Below are 18,089 nucleotides of genomic sequence, written 5' to 3'. Positions count from 1 at the left end.
CCGGGCGGGAACGCCCCGGGGCATCTAGTTGTATGAGGCCATGACGTTGGTGACGCCAGCGGTGAGCCGTGATGCTGGTGGTTGGTTCCCGGCGGCAGTGTGAGGTCGATGGTAGTTGTAGTGCACGTTCCAGATCCTCAGGGCGTCCTCGCGCTGGTGTTCGGAGAACCAGGTTCGGGCGTAGAGGAACTCTTCGGCGAGGATCCTGTTGTAGCGCTCGACTTTTCCGTTGTGGCGCGGGGTGTACGGGGTGATGCGCTGGTGCCTGGACCCGAGCAACGCTCGGGCGAACACCTCGGCCCGGTAGCAGGACCCGTTGTCGGTGACCAGACGTTCGATGCGGTCGATGCCGTGCGCGGCGAAGAACACCCTTGCCCGGTGCACGAATCCCACTGCTGTGACGGCTTTCTCGTCTGCGAGGGCTTCGGTGTAGGCCAGGCGGGAGTACCCGTCGACCGCGGAGTGGAGGTAGACGTAACCGGCTCTCGCGCCCTTGGTCTTGGCGCGGTCGACGGCTTTGGCTTCGGCGCTGCCGCGGCCGTGGGCGCGCCATCCTCCGCCGTCGGGGATGCGCCCGACCTTCTTGATGTCGACGTGGACCATGTGGCCGGGCCGGCGGGCGACGATCGTGCGTGGGGTGCGGTTCGTCTCGCCGGTGGGGTCGAGGAATCGGCGTCGGTTGATGCCCAGGTGATCGAGGTGGCGGGTGACGGTGCGCCGGCTGATCTCGATACCGTCCCGCTGCAGCTCGAACGCGATCCGCGACGCGGGCCACTTCTTCTCGCGGCGGAAGCGTTCGATCCGCACGACCACCGAGGGGTCCGCGGCGGTGGGCTGACGGTGCGGGGCGCTGGAGCGGTCCTCGAGGCCGAGGTCGCCGAACTCGCGGTACCGGTGAACCCACTTGGTGGCGCACGCGCGAGAGATGCCCATCTCGGCGGCGACGTGCGCGATGGGCCGGGTGCGGCACCGTTCGACGAGTCGGCGGCGGCCTTCCGGGGACAGTGGGGCATTACGGTGTGTCACGACAGGTCTTTCTGGTCGGCGGACGAGTTGGTGGTACTTCTCATCCTGCCTACCGGGAAGACCTGTCCCACTACGGGGACGCATCACCGCGTGACTACAACCTCATGACCCGCAACATCTAGTCTGCGTCGGGGGGCTCCGACAAGCCGGGTCCTGCAGGTCGGGGTTCAGTCGAGCGGAGATCCGATGCGCGAGAAGTACGCGGTGAGTCTGGCCGTCGGTGCTGCGGCGGTGGCGATCGGCGCCGGCATCACGTTCGCGACGGTGGGCGGGGTGTTCGGCTCCGGCGTCCAGGACGTGTCGCCGCCGCCCATCAACGGCGTGGGCGTCGCGAACACGCTCTCCCCCAGCGCGTCGGTGGCGGTGTCCATTCCGCCGTCGCCCACGTGGCGCATCGCCCCCGAGAGGACCACGCGCCCACCGCTTTCCGAGCCGTCCAGCTCACCAGACTCCTCGAGCACCGAGTCGGAGGAGGACGACGAGTCGACCAGCTCGAGCCGCAGTTCCCGCACCACGACGGAGACCACCGAGAATCGCAACACCCGCGACGAGGGTGACGAGGACCAGCAGGACGACGACGAGCAGGACGAGGACGGCCGCACCACGACCGGCATCCGCTGAGCCACCGGAGTCAGGGGTCGCCTCACCTCGTCAGACGGACCGAACGGCACCCTCACTCACCGTGCCGGCCGGGAATCCCGCGCGCCCACCGGAGTCAGGGATCCCCTCACCTCGTCAGACGGACCGAACGGCACCCTCGCTCCAAACGGGTGGACCGAACGGCACCCTCACTCCTGCCGCCTCCGCCGCCCCACTCCCGCTTCCCGCGCCGGGGGCGCGCCGTACCCGTGACCGTTGCCGTTCCCGTTGCCCACGGGCGGCTGCTTCTGGAACGACGAGTTCTGCACCGCCGCCTGCGGAGCCGTGGGCGCCGCCGACGGCGGGGTCCCGACCGTGGCCGGGGTGATGTTGCCGGACTGATCGATGCGCGGCATCGTCTTGTCGGTCTCGTAGTAGTGGCGGTAGTCGTAGTCGCGCTTGCCCTTCGACGGGGCCATCGTGAGGATCACGCCGAGCACGGGTGCCCCGACCTGGTGCAGGTTGCCCAGCGCGCGGGTCAGTTCCTCGCGCTTGGTGTGACCGTGCCGGGCGACCACCAGGGCGCCGTCGGCGTGCGCGGTGAGCACGGACGCATCGGTGACGGGCAGCAGCGGCGGGGCGTCGACCACCACGTAGTCGAACCGCTCGCGCAGCGACGCCATCATCACGCGGGCCGCCTCGGATCCGAGGAGCTCGGACGGGTTGGGCGGCAACGGTCCGGAGGCGAGCACCTCGACGCCGGGGAACCGGGTGGGCTGCATGACCTCGTCCACGTCGGCCTGCCCGGAGAGCACCGTGCTCAGCCCCACCGAGCCGACGATGCCCATGTACTTCGACACACGGGGCCGACGGAGGTCGCCCTCGACCAGGGCCACCTGGTGTCCGGCCTCGGCGAGCACCAGCGCGAGGTTGACGGCCGTCGTCGACTTGCCCTCGCTGGGGATCGCCGAGGTGACGACGATGGCGCGCGGCGGTGAATCCACCTCGAGGAACTGCAGATTGGTGCGCATCTCGCGGAACGCTTCCGCGCTGCCGGACGACGATTCGGCGAACGACAGCGTCGAGTCGTCCTGAATGGTCTTGTCGAACGGGACGACGCCGATCACGGGTACTCCGGACAGCTCCTGCAGCGCGGCGCGGTCCTTGATGGTGTTGTCGAGGCGATCGCGGATGACGGCGAGGGCGATACCCAGCAGCAGACCCACCGCGATGCCGAGCGCCAGGTTGCGCGTCGTGTTCGGGGAGATGGGCGACTCGGAGACCTGGGCGGGCTCGACGACGCTCACCTGAGCGAGTGCGGCGCCGCCGCCGGGAGGCGTCTCGAGATCGTCGACGAACTCGACGAAGGTGGTGCCGATGCCGTTGGCGAGGTCGCGGGCGACCACCGGGTCGGAGTCCGAGACGCAGGTGTCGATGAGGACCGTGTCGGGAGACGACGTCGTGGTCACCTTGGCGGCCAGCGCCGACGGGGTCAGCGACAGTCCGAGCGCATCGATGGTGCGCTGCGCGACACTCTCACCGCCGAGCAGCTGCGTGTACGACGCGACGCGCTGCTGCGACGCCAGGTTGCCCTGGTAGACCTCGGTGACGGACGAGGACGAGGAGCCGGTGGAGACGTAGAGCCGGGTGCACGATTCGTACACCGGAGTCGACAGCAGCGAGAACACGAGGGACGCCGACGCGGCGACCACGGTGGTCACCACGATCACGATCCACCGCGCACGCAGAATCCGCACGTAATCCGAAATCTCCACCGGTCACTCCTGTAGAACTCGGGTAAGCAGCGGAAATGATCCCGGTCCCCACCTGCTGAATGAAACGTCTTCGGACAAACCATAACCAGACCGAGCCGTATCGGCATCTTCGCCGCCGCAGGTCCGGACCTCGAATCACCCGTCGCCCCTTTCGACGGGGATCGTCCCCGACGCCGAAACACAAGTAGGGAATTGCCCCGAATATCGGACGAAATCTTCTCGTCCGAGTGACGGGACCCCTGTGGCAGAGTCGGGCCGTGACCAAGCTCGATCGGACCGACGCCCGCCTGCTTCTCGCGCTCTGCGATCTGCCGAGAGCCACGGGCGTGCAGCTCGCCTCGATGCTGGATCTGGCCCGCAACACCGTCCAGGCCCGGTTGGCCCGGTGGGACGAGTCCAAGGTGCTGGCGCCGGTGGATCGGTTGGTGGCGCCCCGCGATCTGGGCTACCCGCTGCGTGCGTTCGTCCGCGCCGTGACCGATCAGCATCGCCTCGAGGCCGTCGTCGAGCGCCTCTCCGGGATCGCGGAGGTGACCGAGGTGTTGGGCATCTCGGGTGAGGCGGACCTGCACATCGGGGTCGCGGCGATCGACGCGGACGATCTCTACCGAGTCGCCGGCCTCATCCTCGCCGTGCCCGGCATCGAGCGCACCACCGTCGCCGTCGTCATGCGCGAGGCCATTCCGTTCCGAACGCGGCCGCTCCTCGAACGCCTCGCCCGACGCGAATCCTGACCCGACTCGGGTACCGACCGACGAGTTCCTGTCGACCGACAGGAACAACAGACCCGAACCAGGTCGAGTCGGCGTTGTCGTCCTGCTCCGCTGATAACGTCCTTCACTGTGACGGGCGACGCCGACCCCCTGCGACGCGGTGCTTCCACCGACCGTCGCCGTGAGTTGACGCGCATCCACAACCGCGTTCGTCGCCGCGTCGCGTGGCTGATTCCCATGTTCGGTGTGATCGCCGCCCTCACCGCGTTCAGCGAGGGCGGTCCCGCCCGCGGCTGGCCCACCTGGGTGCTGGTCCTGCTGGCGATCTCGACGGCACCGGTGGCACTGGTGATCGCCACGCGCAGCCGGATGTTCGTGTGGTGGGAGCCGTCGGAGCGTCAACGCTGGTCCAACATCGCCTTCACCATGTATGCCGACATCGGCCTGAGCATCTGCCTTCTCCTGCTGACGAACATCACGCTCGCGCTGGCGTGCTCGGCGCTCTTCGCCGTGCTCGGTCCGCTCGTGGCGTTCTTCACCGACCGCATCACTCTGCTGATCCACTCGTTCTTCGTCACCGCGGTCATCGCCGTCATCGCGGGCCGGGCCATCGCCGAGACGCCGGAACTGTGGCAGATGTACACGGCCGGCGCCCTCGCCATCTGGCTGGCCTGCACCGCGACGATGACCATCATCGGTGCCGCGTCCGAATCGATGCGCACCTCCCTCGGGCGGCAGCTGGACCGTGCACGCACCGATCCGCTGACGGGTCTGCTGAACATGCGGGGCCTGCAGTCGACGGCGCGGCGGGTGCTCGACGCGTCGGGACCGCCCGTGGGGTTTCTGCTGATCGATCTGGACCACTTCAAGACCGTCAACGATCGGCACGGGCACCTGGTGGGCGACGACGTCCTGGTGCTCGCCTCACGCCGGTTGCGCACCCTGGTCGGCGAGGATGCGCTGCTGACCCGGCGCGGCGGTGAGGAGTTCCTGGTGGTGGTCCAGGTGTCCGACGGGCCGTTGCTCGATCTCGCCGAGCGGGTACGACGCGGCCTGCAGGACCCGGCGGATCGCGTCCCCGTGACCGTGAGCGTCGGAGTCACCGAGGTGTGCCCGGTTCTCACGCGCACCGGATCCATGGACGAGATGATCAACATCGGTATGCACAACTCGGACGTGGCGATGTATCGGGCGAAGGCAGCCGGGCGCAACCGGGTGGCCGAGTTCCGACCGTCCTGACCGGAGACGCTCAGTCGCGGCCGAGTTCCAGCCTCCGCGCCACGACGTCCGCGGCCACGTCCACCACGGATCGGCCGTCCGCATAGGCGTAGCCGCGGAGTCGGCCCAACGCCACGCCGGCGCTCACTCCCAGCTGGACAGCGACCATTCCCGACGCGATGTGCACCTCGGCGAGGTTGTACGGGCCGGCGCCCTCGAGGACAGCACGGTCCAGGTCGGCGGCCGTGGCGGCGACATCACCGTCGTCGCGGTCGTCGTCCCAGTCGCCGTCCCGGTCACAGTCGTCGGCCGCCGGCGGCGAGGTCTCGTAGTGGCTGAGCACCGAGCGCACGATCGCGTCGGCGCACGACCGTGCGGCCCGACGCTCGGAGTCGGACAGCGGCCCCGCGGTGCGGCGGTACAGCGTGAGAACGCCCAGGGACTGCTCGCCGCCGAGCAGGGGCAGCGCGAAGAGGGCCCGCGCGCCGGCGCAGGCGGCGTCGGGACCGTAGAGCGGCCAGCGTTCGCAGACCTCGGGATCGCTCAGGTCGACGGCATCGTGCGGGGCGCCGTCGAGGTGGGCGCTCACGCCGGGGCCCTCCCCGAGGAGGAACTGCAGTTCGTCGAGGCTGCGGCCGAGTTCGTCGGTGGTGTAGAGGAGTTCCCGCACGTCGGGGGTTGACCCCATGACCGCGACGGTCACACCGTCGACACCCGCGAGTTGGACCGCGACACCGGCGACCTGATCGACGGCGACGAATCCGTCCTCGTCGGCCGGTCTGCTCGCTGCCACCTCGGTCCCTTTCGGTCGACTCCGTGCCGCTCGATTACTTCCCGCGCGAGGCCAACAGCTTCCACGGCACGACGGCCGATTCCAGTTGCACGGCCAAGCTCATCTTGGACTTTCCGTCCACCCGTTCCGAGAAACGAATGGGCACCTCTGCGATGCGCATACCCCGCTTGGTCACGCGGTAATTCATTTCGACCTGAAAGGCATAACCGTTACTGCGGACCGACGCGACGTCGATGGCGTTCAGGGTGGTGGCGCGCCACGCCTTGAATCCGGCGGTCGCGTCCTTCACCTTCAACCGAAGAATGGTGTTGACGTAGATGTTGGCCCATTTGGACAGGGCCTTGCGGTGCCACGGCCAGTCCTCGGCCACGGCGCCCCCGGTGACGTAGCGCGAGCCCAGGACCACGGCGGCGTCGGTGTCGCGCAGGACGGCCAGCATGCGCGGGACGGCCTCGGTGGGGTGCGAGAGATCTGCATCCATCTGCACCACGATGTCCGCGCCTTCGTTCAGCGCCTGCACGATTCCCGCGACGTAGGCACGGCCCAGGCCGTCCTTGGTGGTGCGATGCAGAACACTCACGTCGATGCTCGCGTCGATGGCGAGCTTGTCCGCGACCTCACCCGTTCCGTCGGGCGAATCGTCGTCGACGACGAGGACTCCGAGCCCGGGAACCTGCAGGTCCGTCAGCAATCCGACCAGGACGGGCAGGTTGTCACGCTCGTTGTACGTGGGTACGACGACCGTGATTCGGGAGTCGGGTGAGGGTTCGGGCACTTCGGAATGGTGCTGGATTCAGTGCCCGTTGGCAAGAAACGGACTTTCGGTCGCTCCGGGAACGGGCGGTGGTGTCTCCACCGGATCGCCGTAGACGCGGCCCTGTCCACCGTCGCGTTTGGCCCGGTACAGCCGCTCGTCGGCGCGGTCGAGGCAGTCCATCAGGTCCTCCGCCGGCGCCCGCAGCACCCAGCCCGCGGAGAACGTCTGCCCGTACGGGACGGTGCCGGCGAGGTCGACGAGGACCTTCGCGACCTCGTCCGAGGTGCAGTCGGTGAGGGCCAGCGCGAACTCCTCCCCTCCCCATCGCGCGAGCAGCGCCTCGCTTCCCAGCACCTCGGTGGCGGCGGCGGAGAACACGCTGAGCAGACGGTCTCCGGCGGCGTGCCCGTGAGTGTCGTTGTAGGCCTTGAAGTTGTCGAGGTCGATCATGGCCAGAGCCAAGGGAAGTGGCGTGCCCGACGCGGCGAGGCGCGCACGTGTCGCCGCCGCCACCCGCTCACGCCACCCGCGCCGATTCAACAATCCGGTGAGGGAATCGGTGGACACGGCGACCTGCAGGGCGTCCTCGGTGTGTCGACGATCGGTGGTGTCATGGATGACCGCCACGGTGAACGCCTCACCGGCGGGCCCGACGGCCGGAGCGGCAGACACCCAGCCCCACCGCACCTCACCATCGGGGCGGAGGTAGCGCTTCTCCGACCGGTAGACCTCACCTCGCGCGGCCGCGGCCTCCTGGTTCTCCTGCATGGCGTGGTGCTCGGCGATGTCGTCCGGGTGCGTCCAGTCCCGCGACGATCGGCCCATCACCTGATCGAGGGTGCGACCCACCATTTCGAGATAAGCGCCGTTGGAATGGACGAGAAGACCGTTCTCGTCGGCCACCGCCATGGGGACCGTGCTGGACTCGAACATGACGCGGTACCAGCGGTCGGGAAGCGGCGAATCGGACACGGTTCGATTCTGCCCGGTTTTCCGGAAATGGCGGCGGTTTCCAGTGGACGCATCGAGCGACGGGCGATCCGCGCGTCGTCACCCGGCGGGCGGGCCCACGTACGAGCCGTCGATGCGGCCCTTGATTCGCCGTATCGCGGTCCACCCCGACGGCGTCACCAGGGTGCACACGATCGCGCCGAGAACGAGGCCCTGCACCACCGCTCCCCACGAGCCCGGAACCTGGTCACCGAGCGGCCACTTATACAGTCCGGCGAGGACCAGGAGAAAGACGATTCCGCGCACGGTGTCACCGTAAAACGGGCCGGCGATCGCCGCAACGCTCCGAGAACCCGTCAGTCCCCGAGCGGGCGCTCGGAAATGAGTGGCCCGGCCGTCGCCGCGTCGATACTTTCGGACCATGCACATCGCGATGATCGGCACCACGGCCCCGAGTCACATCTACCCGTCGCTGGCTGTCATCGCCGAACTGGTGCGGCGCGGGCACCGAGTCACCTACGCCGTCGGTGAGTCGCTGGCGCCACTCGTCGAGCCCACCGGAGTCGAGGTGGTGCCGTTCGTCTCCACCCTTCCGCAGGGACAGGACTCCTGGCCCGACGATCCCGCGTCGGCAATGCAGGTGTTCCTCGACGAATCCCTGCAGTCGTTCTCCGTTCTCACCGACACCTATGACGCCGACCGGCCCGATCTCCTGCTCTACGACATCGGCGGCCTCGCCGCGCCGGTGCTGGGTGTGCGGTACGAGGTCCCGGCGGTCCAGCTGTCCCCGACGTACGTGGCGTGGGACGGGTACGAGTCCGATCTGGCCGAGGTCCTCACACCACTGCGAACCTCGGACACCGGGAAGAAGTACGCCGGCGACTATGCGGAGTGGTTGCAGCACAACGGCATCGACGTCGACCCCTGGGAGTGGATCACCTACCCCCAGCACTGCCTGTCGCTGATCCCCAAGGTGATGCAGCCGAATGCCGATCGGGTGCCGGACTCAGTACGGTTCGTCGGTCCGTGCCTGGACCCCGTGCGACTGAACGATCGCAGCTGGACCCCACCCGACGGCCCGATCCTTTACGTCTCGTTCGGCACCGGCTACAACGAGCGGTCGGAGTTCTACCGCCTGTGCATCGACACGGTCGGCGACACCGAGTGGCACGTCGTTATCTCCATCGGCCACCGCGTCGATCCGGCGTCTCTGGGCGAGCTCCCGTCCAACGTCGAGGTACATGCCCACGTCCCGCAGCTCGCTGTGCTCGACGCCGCGACCGTGTTCATCACGCATGCCGGCATGGGCGGGTGCACGGAGTCGCTGTGGTTCGGGGTCCCGACGGTGGCAATCCCCCAGGGCGTCGACCAGTTCGGCAACGCGGCGATGCTCGACGAACTCGGCGTCGGCGTCCACCTGCCGTTCGAGGACGTGACGAGGCAGAGCCTGCTCGACGCGGTCGAGAGGGCGCGGGGTTTGGCGGACCGGGCGGCGGAGGTCAGCGAGGACGTGCGGGCGCACGGCGGAGTGGGGCCGGCGGCGGATGCGGTGGAAGGGTTCGTGGGGTGAAGGCCGCGAACGTGTCCGCAGGTAGCACCGTGTGCGCGCTGTCAAACGAGAAAAACCCCATTGTCCGCGACATATGAGAACAGCATTTGATCAGACTTATGCGCGGGTGTGGCAGGCGAACACCGCCTACCCCGCGGGCACGCCGGCGATCCTCCGCGACGGCCGCACCGGCACCGCGAAGACCACCTTCACCTCCGGCGCGACGTTCGACGCGGCGAACTGGAACATCGTCGCCACCGGCGGATCCGGCGGCGCATCTCTTACGAAGGACTCCACGACGGGCATGTACGTCATCGGGTCCGGCTCGTCCCTCACCAAAGACGCCGCCACCGGCATGTACCCGATCGGAGCCTGACCCATGGCCGACTTCCTCATCCCCTACAGCGACACTGCCGCCGCCGGGCAGCGACTTCCCGCTGCCGTGCGTTCTGAGGTGGGCGCGCTGCCCGCCGTCACCGAGAAGCTGGTTGCGGCAACGGCGGCGCAGACCTACATGCGCCCACGTGGACGGACCGTTGCGATCCTCGGTGACTCCACTGCGGTCGGCGTGATCGGCCAGCCCACGCCTCAGCCGAACAACATTCTTCAGGGGTCCGCGCTGCTGTACGGGGTGATGCAGTCCGCCGGGCGAATCGAGTGGGGCGGGCAGTTCGGGGTCGGCGGCGAGAACTCCACCGCCATTCGCGCACGCGTACCCCAGGTCGTCGCCGCCGCACCCGCCTCCTGCGTCATCATGGCGGGCATCAACAACGGATCCGGCCTCGCACAGGCGAAGGCGGATATCGCCGGTATGGTCTCCGATCTCCGAGCCGCCGGCATCGAGCCGATCCTGTCCACACTGCCCCCGTCGAACAAGCCGTTCGCTGAAGACTCCGGTGTCCACCTCCTGCGCAGGCAACTCAACGGCTGGATCCACCGCTACGCCGTCGCGAAGGGCCTGCGCCTCGTCGACTTCTTCGCTGCGCTCGTCGACCCGGCCACCGGCCTCTACCGCTCAGGCGAATTCGCCGACATCACCCACCCCAACAACAAGGGCTACAAGGTGATGGGCAAGGCCCTCGCGGACGCCCTGTCGTCCACCCAGCCCGGGGGGGCGGTCGTGGCGGCTGACGGACAAGATCGACATGACGAACGTCGCTCCGAACAACCTGTTCCTGAACGGCACGACCGTCCCGACCGACTGGTCCGCGTCGAACGGCTCGGCCGCAGTGGAGGAACTCGTTACCCGTACAGGCTTCGCCGGCCGCGCCTTCCATGTAGGCAAGACCGAGAACAGCACGCGCGTTCTCGGCACCGGCATCGGCACCGCAGCATGGACGTTCCAACCCGGCGATCTCATCTCGATCAGCTTCAAGATCGAGACATCCAGGCTGGAATCGTCCGGGGCGACCGTGTCGGTTTCGGTGCCGAACAACGCCGCCACCGCAGGAGGGCCCACCAACGCACTGTCCTGCCAGATCGGTGTCGACCTGCCGCCGTCCGAGTTCTACTACGAGACGATCGTTCCCCGGGCACCACGGGTGCATCCGTCCAGATCCGCTGCGACGGCGGTAGCGGGGCGTTCGACTACTGGGTCGGGGAGTTCGCGATCCGGTCGCTGACCAAGTCCGGGATGCTCGTCACGTAGCAGACGGAAGCGCCGAAACCGGCCGAGCGGTCTAAGCTACGCCAGTGCAGAAGACCAGGGAGAAAGCAGCGTTGCCGCTGTTCGCGATGATCGCGGTCGGATTCATCGTCGTGCAGGACACTCTCAACACTCTTCTGGGCATCCAGGGACCGGCGACAATCGGCCTTGCCTTGCTCGCCGTCGTGACGCTCGTGCTGTCGACGCCACCCGCGATGAAAACAATGAACGTCGAGCGGCACTACGCCTCGGTCCCCCTGTCAATGTGGCTGTTCGTGCTTCTCGCCGCAGCAGGGCTCGCACTCAATTTCACCGTCGCGGGCGTGCAGAACTTCACGGTGTGGTTCATCTTCCCGGCCGTCGCTCAGATCATCGCCCGCGTCGCGACCGTCGAATTGTTCGAGCGGCTCTACCCGTGGTGGGAGCGCGCGACGATCACGGCATCCGTCATCTACCTGGGGATGGTCGTAGCGCTGGGTTTCGGCGCCAGCGGCCTCCCTTACAGCAAGCGCGGAGCGGGTTGGATAATTCTCGGCGCAGTCATGGTGGTGGTCGTGAGAAAGACATATCAGGGTGGCCGGTTGTGGCCGGTCGCCCTGGCCGCTGTCGCGATTGTGCTGTCGGAATCCCGGACACCGACGGCGATCCTCATTTGCTTGATCGCATTCCTGTTCGTCAACGGTGTCGGCGGGCGGGGATCTCGTGTCCGCAACCCGAAGGTAGTGCGGGCGCTTTTCGCATCCACGGTGGGCGGAGTGGCGGTCTGGTACCTCGTGACTCAGGTGGCGTTCGTGACGAATCGATTCCAGGAGGGCGACGGGTTCACTATCTTCAATATCCCGGTCAATTCATCGGGAAGATACGTCCTCTGGGATCTGACAATCAGGTTGTGGCAGGAGAACCCGATCTTCGGGAGTGGCCCTGGTGCAAGTCAGAACCTGATCACCGAGCGTTTTCGGGGCGGGATCGCCCACCCCCACAACGAATACCTTCGGCTCCTGGCCGACACGGGAACTCTAGGCTTGACGCTATGGGTGCTCGGCATGGCCGCGTTGCTGATCGGAGCGGTCGGTCGCTTACGCAGAACACAAGTTCCGCTGGAGCGGACGATCCACGGAGCCGCCGTTGCGAGCTTGCTTCTCGTTCTGGTCGGGTCGATCACCGACAACCTGACGATCGCTGTGTTCCACATGATCATGACGGGAACGATGGTGGGTTTCAGCCTGGCGTTGCAGGGTTCTACTCGTGAAGATCGTCGAACAGGTCAGGCCGCTGCCCGAGGACGATCCAACAGAAGCCCGCTGCCACGGGAAGTAGCCACCACCAACTCCCCGTAGCGACACCGAGGCCCGCGCCGACGACGATCAACGTCCCGCCTGCCACACTCCACCAGCTCAGTGTTGTTTTCACTCGCGCATCATGCCGTAACGATCGGCATCCGCGCGCGCCGAGCCGCGCGGCATGACGCGAAGGATTGCGGCGAGACTACGGGGTACGGGCAGGCAGCGGAGGCGGCGGGTTCGGTCCACCGCGGTCTGCGAACTGCTCAAGGAACCGCTCGGCGAGATAGCGGTGGCCCTCGGTGTTGAGGTGGGAGCCGTCGAAATTGGCGTACTGAGGTGAGTTGCCGTCGGTGAACCACCCGTAGGCGAGCGGGTCGATCAGCGGCGTGTCCGACGCCAGCGCCGCAGCCTTGATCGCATTGTTGTTGCGCTCCATGGTGTCGCCGAGCGGCTGAGGTGCCGACGCCGCCATGACCACGATCTGTACCCCCGGCCATGTGTCGCGGGCAATCTGCAGCGTGCTCGCCACCGCATCGGTGATCGCTTGAGTGTCGGGGCGGTAGTCGTTCTGCCCGCCCTGGATGACGAGCACATCAGGTGTAAATCCATTGGCGGCCGACCGAAGTATCCGTTGGTCGTACCGGTTGGCGATGTCGGCCTCGTCGGCACCGCCGCCCCACGTGAAGCCGGTTCCACCGACACCGTCGACTGCCCACGTCGGGTAATTCAGGGCGCGGGCCACGAGGTAAGCCCACCCGTTCTCCCTCTGATCGGCTGCGTTGTATCCCTCGGTGTACGAATCGCCCATGATGAGAAGTGTGGGGTTCTCGGGAACGGTAATCCGATCGAGTCGATTCAGGTTCGGCGTTGCTACTTGCTCGGAGGTGGACAGCCCCTGCATCGGCGTCGTCCGCTGCTTGTCCAAGTAGAGGCCGGCAGCAATGAGCAATATCGCGACGGCAACGGCGGCGATGACGGCGTTGCGGGTGCGGTGCGAAGTCACCTCGGCATCATGCCGTACCGAGCGGTCTCCGCGCCTGCCGAGTCAAGGGGTGGGGCGTCCGTAAAATTCCTGCGACTTCGCTTTGACATCGTCGTTGATTCGATCGACCAGCACGTCGTTGACAGCGAGGTCGATGTCCTCGATGTGAGCGCCCTTCCTGTGGTCGAGCAATGTCACGTAACCGGTATCAGGGTCGATCGAAACGACGTAGATGGGCTCCTCCTTGTCGACCTCGGTAGCCCAATCGCCATCGCTGAGTGTCGACAACGGAACCCTCGTGAACGCCTTGTTCGCCATGGTCGAACAGTACCGCGGCCCCATTCAAGACGCCCATAATGCGAGATATGTTCCTGGACGATCCGTACCACACACGTTCGGTCATGACTTGTAATTCCGCACCGCGAACCACCTGTGCTCCGTGGAACGTGGCCGCCCCGATACACTTCGATCTGGGTCGACCGTAGGTACCCTCCACTATGCGCATCCCTCGCGAAGTGGACACGTCTATCGGCATCTCCTGCGTGCCGGTGTGCGTGGGTGCGCCACCCACCAACCGTGGAGCGGCCGGGTGAGGATCCTCCAGGCCACCAGCGTGCTGACCCCCGACGGTGCGTTCGGTGGTCCGGTGCGGGTGGCCGTCAACCAGGCAACCGCACTGAAGGACCTGGGGCACGACGTCACCCTGTGCGCTGTCTCCTCCGGATTCACGAAAGCACCGACAAAGGTCGACGGGGTTCCGGTCAAGTCCTGGTCGGCCCGCACTGCCTCAAGCAAGGCCGGCTACTCCGGATTGGTAAGCCTTCGACTGCTGCTGTGGATCCTCTTCCGCGCCGAGCGCTTCGACGTGGTCCACGTTCACCTGTCCCGAGACCTCATCACGCTGCCCGCGGCCTGGCTCGCCACGCTGCGCGGAGTGCCCGTCATCGTGCAGAGCCACGGAATGGTCATGCCCTCGACCCGGCGCTCGGCCCGGCGGTTCGACTCCCTGCTCACACGCCGCGTGCTGCGGCGAGCCCACATCTGCTTCTACTCGACCGAGGACGAGCGCACAGGACTGAACGCCGTCGCCGGCGACCATCAGATCGCTCTGCTGCCCGTCCCCAACGGAGTGCCGGTGTCCGCACCGCGACTCGGCGGAACGACGGATGTGCCCACAGTGCTGTTCCTCGCTCGCCTGCATCCCCGAAAGAACCCGCTGATGTTCGTCGAGGCGGCAGCACGGTTGCTCCATGACGGAGTGTCCGCCGAGTTCGTGCTCGTAGGACCCGATGAGGGCGAGGCCGCCGCAGTACGTAGCGCGATCGACGCATCGGGGCATGCCGACTCGATCCGATGGGAGGGCTCGATCTCCCCTGCCGACACCATCGACCGGATGAGGGACGCCGACCTCTACGTGTTGCCGTCCCACGACGAGGCGTACCCGATGACGGTGCTCGAAGCGATGTCGGTGGGACTGCCGGTCATCGTAACCGACAGCTGCGGTCTCGCACCGTTCGTCGAGCAGATGGAGGCAGGCCTGGTGATCGACGCGACTGTCGACGACTTGGCGGACACCATCGAGAAGCTGGTTCGCGACGACACCGCCCGGAAGACCATGGGGCGAAAGGCGCTCGTTGCCTGCCGGGAGCAGCATTCGATGGACACGGTGGCGCACCGCCTTGAGACCACGTACGTCTCGGTGCGGCGCGCGGTGGATCCGTGACTCACTCCCGCAAGGCGTCGATGTTCTCCCGGTACCACTGCACCGTCGACGTGATCCCGTCTGTCAACGACACCTTCGGCTCCCAGCCACTCCCCTTGAGCGTCGACACGTCGAGCAGCTTCCGCGGGGTGCCGTCCGGCTTCGTGGTGTCCCACTCGATCCGTCCCGAGTAGCCGACGGCATCGGCCACGACACCTGCGATTTCCTTGATCGTCTGATCTTCGCCGGTGCCCACATTCACCTGTTGCGGTCCGTCGAAGTTCTCCAACAGGTGCAGGCAAGCCGCCGCCATGTCGCTCACGTGGAGGAATTCGCGACGCGGAGACCCGGACCCCCAGTTGGTCACGGAGTCCGCCCCATCACGCTGCGCCTCGTCGTACCGGCGGATGAGCGCCGGAAGAACGTGCGAGCCCTTCGGCGAGAAGTTGTCCCCCGGCCCGTAGAGATTCGTGGGCATCGCCGAAATCCACGGCAACCCGTACTGACGCCGAACCGCCTGGATCTGCAGGATGCCAGCGATCTTGGCGATCGCGTAGGCATCGTTGGTCGGTTCGAGGAGACCGGTGAGGAGGGAGTCCTCCCGAATGGGTTGGTCCGCGAACTTCGGGTAGATACAGGACGAGCCGAGGAACTCGAGGCGCGGAACTCGCTGTTCGAGGGCCGCGTCGAGGACGTTGACCTGGATCTGCAGGTTCTCGGACAGGAAGTCGACCGGGTAGCTGCTGTTCGCCAGAATTCCCCCGACCTTGGCTGCCGCGAGAATCACCACCTGCGGCCTGGAGGCGCGGAAGAACTCGAAGACCGCAGTGCGGTCCTTCAGATCCAGCTCCGACGACGTGCGCCCGATGAGGTTGGTGAACCCCTGCTCCTCGAAGTGACGCCACAGGGCCGACCCGACAAGGCCGCGGTGGCCGGCGATGTAGACCGGGGCGGAGCGGTCGAGTGCGGCCGGGGTGAACTCGACGCCGTCGGTCATGAAGCGGTCGTCCAATCAGGAAGGTTCGGCTCGTCGATCCACGGCCGACCCTCGTGCTCCAGGGCGGCGATGTCGGCGTCCACCATGATTTTCGCCAGTTCCGGAGTGTGAACCGACGGCTTCCACCCGAGAATGCGCTCGGCCTTGCTCGCGTCACCGACCAGTGCGTCGACCTCGGTGGGTCGCAGGTAACGGTCGTCGAACTTGACGTGCTTCTCCCAGTCCAGCCCCGCATGCTCGAACGCGGTGGTCAGGAAGTCACGCACGCTGTAATTGCCGCCCGTGGCGAGAACGAAGTCCTCGGGCTCGTCGGCCTGCAGCATCCGCCACATTCCTTCGACGTACTCCGGTGCGTAACCCCAGTCGCGGATTGCGTCGAGGTTTCCCATGTAGATGTTCTTCTCGACGCCGGCCTTGATCCGGGCGACCGCACGCGTGATCTTGCGCGTCACGAAGGTCTCGCCGCGACGGGGCGACTCGTGGTTGAACAGGATGCCGTTCACCGCGAAGAGCCCGTAGGCCTCGCGGTAGTTGCGCGTGACCCAGTAGGAGTAGACCTTGGCTGCGCCGTACGGCGACCGCGGGTAGAACAGTGTGTTCTCGTCCTGCGGGGGCGGTGATGCCCCGAACATCTCGGAGCTCGACGCCTGATAGAACCGGCACTTCACGCCGGCGAGACGCACAGCCTCGAGCAGGCGGATCGATCCGATGCCGGTGGTGTCACCTGTGTGCTCGGGCTCGTCGAAGCTGACCCGCACGTGCGACTGCGCGGCGAGGTTGTAGACCTCGTCCGGGTCGATCTGCGACATCAGGGTGATGAGACGAGCACCGTCAGACAAGTCACCATAATGTAGGAACAACTTGGCTTCCGGGTTGTGAGGATCCACATATAGGTGGTCGATACGCGAAGTGTTGAAGGTCGACGAACGCCGAATCAAACCGTGGACTGTATAGCCCTTACTCAGGAGCAGTTCCGCCAGGTACGAACCATCCTGGCCAGTAATTCCGGTGATCAAAGCCTTCTTCACGACACCTCACATCTTCACGACAAAACGGACAAATTACTGTTGGGCCGACGACGCTGAGGCGATGCACTGCTTGGATTCTGCGTCGACCCGAGCCGGCAAAACTTTACACACGAGCAGGCCGGCCCGCTCACCGAGTTATCCGGGCTCCAGTGCACCACCGCGCCAGCGCGCAACATGTTTTAGTCACCGATAGCATCGGGGCGTGGCCGCCGAATCTGCGCCCGATAGCCTTGACCTGAACACCGACCTGTCCTAACACACGGAAGACCGAAATCGACAGTGAAGCGAAGGCAAATGCAAGAGCCAGCTGTATCCGTCGTCACCGCAGCCTTCAACGCCGAGGCAACGCTCCACGAGTGCATCCGTTCGATTCAGTCGCAAACGTTGCCCACGTGGGAAATGCTGATCGTCGATGATGCGTCGACCGATGACACAGCCGATATCGCTGACAACTACGCCCGAAACGATCGTAGGATACGAGTTATTCGCAACGAGGCCAACGTTGGATCTGGCCGCAGCCGCAACATTGCGATCGACAATGCATCTGCGCCCTACATCGCTGTAATGGACGCAGACGATTTGTCAAAGCCCCGCCGACTAGAACTCCAGCTTGATTTTATGAACGTCAACAGGGACGCAGTTGCCGTTGCCGGACAGCTTGAGGAATTCGGCGTGTGGGGGGGTCCCGAAGTGTCAAGGTGGCCGACCGACTACGACACGATCCGTCAACTTCAGCGGTCCGAGAAGATGCCGTTACCGCATCCGTCAGCATTCTTCGACAAATCTCGCCTCGTCGCCGCAGGAGGGTATGACGAGTTCTGCCGAAGAGCTCAGGATTATGCCTTGTTCCTTAAGTTAGGCGAAGCGGAGATGCACTGCATCGACGAAGTCCTCGTGTCGTACCGAACTCAAAGACCTATCTCACTGAGATATGCCGTTGACAGCGGGCGTTACGGTGCGCTCGCCCGTCAGCGGTCACTGCGTGGGGCCATATCGGAGCGCCCGAACCATCTGCCAGCGTCTCTGTTGACCGATGCACGATCAACCTTGCAATGGGCTCGCAGAGCGCTCCGCGAGCGAGGCTGAAGAAT

The 18,089-nt window shown here is 66.1% G+C and carries 19 protein-coding genes; 9 read left to right on the top strand and 10 right to left on the bottom strand.

The features are described from left to right. Window positions 1-24: 24 nt before the first annotated feature. Window positions 25-1,026, bottom strand: coding sequence for an IS481 family transposase (locus ACY466_RS03405; RefSeq protein WP_463249860.1), 1,002 nt, complete (start codon window positions 1,024-1,026; stop codon window positions 25-27). 186 nt (window positions 1,027-1,212) lie between these two features. Here ACY466_RS03405 and ACY466_RS03400 point away from each other — a divergent pair, with 186 nt between their 5' ends. Beyond that, window positions 1,213-1,647 (top strand): hypothetical protein, encoded by a 435-nt coding sequence (locus tag ACY466_RS03400; protein WP_463249858.1) that lies wholly within the window; start codon window positions 1,213-1,215, stop codon window positions 1,645-1,647. 167 nt (window positions 1,648-1,814) lie between these two features. Here the strand turns inward: ACY466_RS03400 and ACY466_RS03395 are convergent, their stop codons facing one another. After that, the gene (locus ACY466_RS03395) at window positions 1,815-3,380 is read right to left on the bottom strand and encodes a tyrosine-protein kinase domain-containing protein (RefSeq protein ID WP_463249857.1); all 1,566 of its coding nucleotides are present in this window, start codon (window positions 3,378-3,380) and stop codon (window positions 1,815-1,817) included. Between the two features lie 257 nt (window positions 3,381-3,637). On the opposite strand from ACY466_RS03395, the gene ACY466_RS03390 reads away from it, so the two are divergent. Both ACY466_RS03390 and ACY466_RS03385 read left to right on the top strand, forming a co-directional pair. Then, complete coding sequence (locus tag ACY466_RS03390) at window positions 3,638-4,114, top strand: Lrp/AsnC family transcriptional regulator (RefSeq protein ID WP_463249855.1); 477 nt, start codon at window positions 3,638-3,640, stop codon at window positions 4,112-4,114. Between the two features lie 108 nt (window positions 4,115-4,222). Further along, window positions 4,223-5,332, top strand: coding sequence for a GGDEF domain-containing protein (locus tag ACY466_RS03385; protein WP_463249854.1), 1,110 nt, complete (start codon window positions 4,223-4,225; stop codon window positions 5,330-5,332). Between the two features lie 10 nt (window positions 5,333-5,342). On the opposite strand, the gene ACY466_RS03380 is transcribed toward ACY466_RS03385, so the two are convergent. From ACY466_RS03380 to ACY466_RS03365, 4 genes are all read right to left on the bottom strand, one after another. Beyond that, entirely contained in the window at window positions 5,343-6,104 is a 762-nt protein-coding gene (locus tag ACY466_RS03380) for a GAF domain-containing protein (RefSeq protein ID WP_463249852.1), read from the bottom strand. Window positions 6,105-6,138: 34 nt separating this feature from the next. Next, window positions 6,139-6,879: a polyprenol monophosphomannose synthase gene (locus ACY466_RS03375; protein ID WP_463249851.1), complete on the bottom strand. Its 741-nt coding sequence runs from the start codon at window positions 6,877-6,879 to the stop codon at window positions 6,139-6,141. A gap of 18 nt (window positions 6,880-6,897) precedes the next feature. Then, window positions 6,898-7,833 (bottom strand): GGDEF domain-containing protein, encoded by a 936-nt coding sequence (locus ACY466_RS03370; RefSeq protein WP_463249849.1) that lies wholly within the window; start codon window positions 7,831-7,833, stop codon window positions 6,898-6,900. 78 nt (window positions 7,834-7,911) lie between these two features. Beyond that, window positions 7,912-8,118 carry a hypothetical protein gene (locus ACY466_RS03365; protein ID WP_463249847.1) on the bottom strand — a complete coding sequence of 69 codons (207 nt, stop codon included), beginning with the start codon at window positions 8,116-8,118 and terminating at the stop codon, window positions 7,912-7,914. A 115-nt stretch (window positions 8,119-8,233) separates the two neighbouring features. On the opposite strand from ACY466_RS03365, the gene ACY466_RS03360 reads away from it, so the two are divergent. The 4 genes from ACY466_RS03360 (at window position 8,234) to ACY466_RS03345 (ending at window position 12,343) form a co-directional block, all read left to right on the top strand. Further along, complete coding sequence (locus ACY466_RS03360) at window positions 8,234-9,382, top strand: macrolide family glycosyltransferase (RefSeq protein WP_463249845.1); 1,149 nt, start codon at window positions 8,234-8,236, stop codon at window positions 9,380-9,382. Between the two features lie 73 nt (window positions 9,383-9,455). Next, entirely contained in the window at window positions 9,456-9,737 is a 282-nt protein-coding gene (locus tag ACY466_RS03355) for a hypothetical protein (RefSeq protein ID WP_463249843.1), read from the top strand. 3 nt (window positions 9,738-9,740) lie between these two features. Beyond that, on the top strand, window positions 9,741-11,009 hold the full coding sequence (locus ACY466_RS03350; protein WP_463249841.1) for an SGNH/GDSL hydrolase family protein: 1,269 nt from the start codon (window positions 9,741-9,743) through the stop codon (window positions 11,007-11,009). A 44-nt stretch (window positions 11,010-11,053) separates the two neighbouring features. Continuing rightward, complete coding sequence (locus ACY466_RS03345) at window positions 11,054-12,343, top strand: O-antigen ligase family protein (protein WP_463249839.1); 1,290 nt, start codon at window positions 11,054-11,056, stop codon at window positions 12,341-12,343. Window positions 12,344-12,491: 148 nt separating this feature from the next. On the opposite strand, the gene ACY466_RS03340 is transcribed toward ACY466_RS03345, so the two are convergent. Next, entirely contained in the window at window positions 12,492-13,292 is an 801-nt protein-coding gene (locus ACY466_RS03340) for an SGNH/GDSL hydrolase family protein (protein ID WP_463249838.1), read from the bottom strand. Between the two features lie 42 nt (window positions 13,293-13,334). Next, on the bottom strand, window positions 13,335-13,589 hold the full coding sequence (locus ACY466_RS03335; RefSeq protein ID WP_463249836.1) for a hypothetical protein: 255 nt from the start codon (window positions 13,587-13,589) through the stop codon (window positions 13,335-13,337). 271 nt (window positions 13,590-13,860) lie between these two features. On the opposite strand from ACY466_RS03335, the gene ACY466_RS03330 reads away from it, so the two are divergent. Further along, on the top strand, window positions 13,861-14,994 hold the full coding sequence (locus tag ACY466_RS03330) for a glycosyltransferase (RefSeq protein ID WP_463249835.1): 1,134 nt from the start codon (window positions 13,861-13,863) through the stop codon (window positions 14,992-14,994). Between the two features lies 1 nt (window position 14,995). Here ACY466_RS03330 and ACY466_RS03325 read toward each other — a convergent pair whose 3' ends face one another. Both ACY466_RS03325 and gmd read right to left on the bottom strand, forming a co-directional pair. Then, complete coding sequence (locus ACY466_RS03325) at window positions 14,996-15,970, bottom strand: GDP-L-fucose synthase family protein (protein ID WP_463249833.1); 975 nt, start codon at window positions 15,968-15,970, stop codon at window positions 14,996-14,998. Beyond that, on the bottom strand, window positions 15,967-16,998 hold the full coding sequence (gene gmd / locus ACY466_RS03320; RefSeq protein ID WP_463249831.1) for a GDP-mannose 4,6-dehydratase: 1,032 nt from the start codon (window positions 16,996-16,998) through the stop codon (window positions 15,967-15,969). Before gmd ends, ACY466_RS03325 begins: the two co-directional genes overlap by 4 nt. A gap of 294 nt (window positions 16,999-17,292) precedes the next feature. On the opposite strand from gmd, the gene ACY466_RS03315 reads away from it, so the two are divergent. Beyond that, window positions 17,293-18,084, top strand: coding sequence for a glycosyltransferase (locus ACY466_RS03315; protein WP_463249830.1), 792 nt, complete (start codon window positions 17,293-17,295; stop codon window positions 18,082-18,084). Window positions 18,085-18,089 lie beyond the last annotated feature (5 nt).

Source organism: Rhodococcus sp. K11/5, from assembly GCF_055193735.1.
This window is presented reverse-complemented; position numbering and strand designations above follow the sequence as displayed.

Excerpts from the sequence above, each read along its gene's own strand:
- ACY466_RS03335 (WP_463249836.1), bottom strand. The coding sequence starts at position 13,589 with ATGGCGAACAAGGCGTTCACGAGGGTTCCGTTGTCGACACTCAGCGAT.
- ACY466_RS03315 (WP_463249830.1), top strand. The coding sequence starts at position 17,293 with ATGCAAGAGCCAGCTGTATCCGTCGTCACCGCAGCCTTCAACGCCGAG.
- ACY466_RS03355 (WP_463249843.1), top strand. The coding sequence starts at position 9,456 with ATGAGAACAGCATTTGATCAGACTTATGCGCGGGTGTGGCAGGCGAAC.
- ACY466_RS03360 (WP_463249845.1), top strand. The coding sequence starts at position 8,234 with ATGCACATCGCGATGATCGGCACCACGGCCCCGAGTCACATCTACCCG.
- ACY466_RS03400 (WP_463249858.1), top strand. The coding sequence starts at position 1,213 with ATGCGCGAGAAGTACGCGGTGAGTCTGGCCGTCGGTGCTGCGGCGGTG.
- ACY466_RS03325 (WP_463249833.1), bottom strand. The coding sequence starts at position 15,970 with ATGACCGACGGCGTCGAGTTCACCCCGGCCGCACTCGACCGCTCCGCC.
- ACY466_RS03350 (WP_463249841.1), top strand. The coding sequence starts at position 9,741 with ATGGCCGACTTCCTCATCCCCTACAGCGACACTGCCGCCGCCGGGCAG.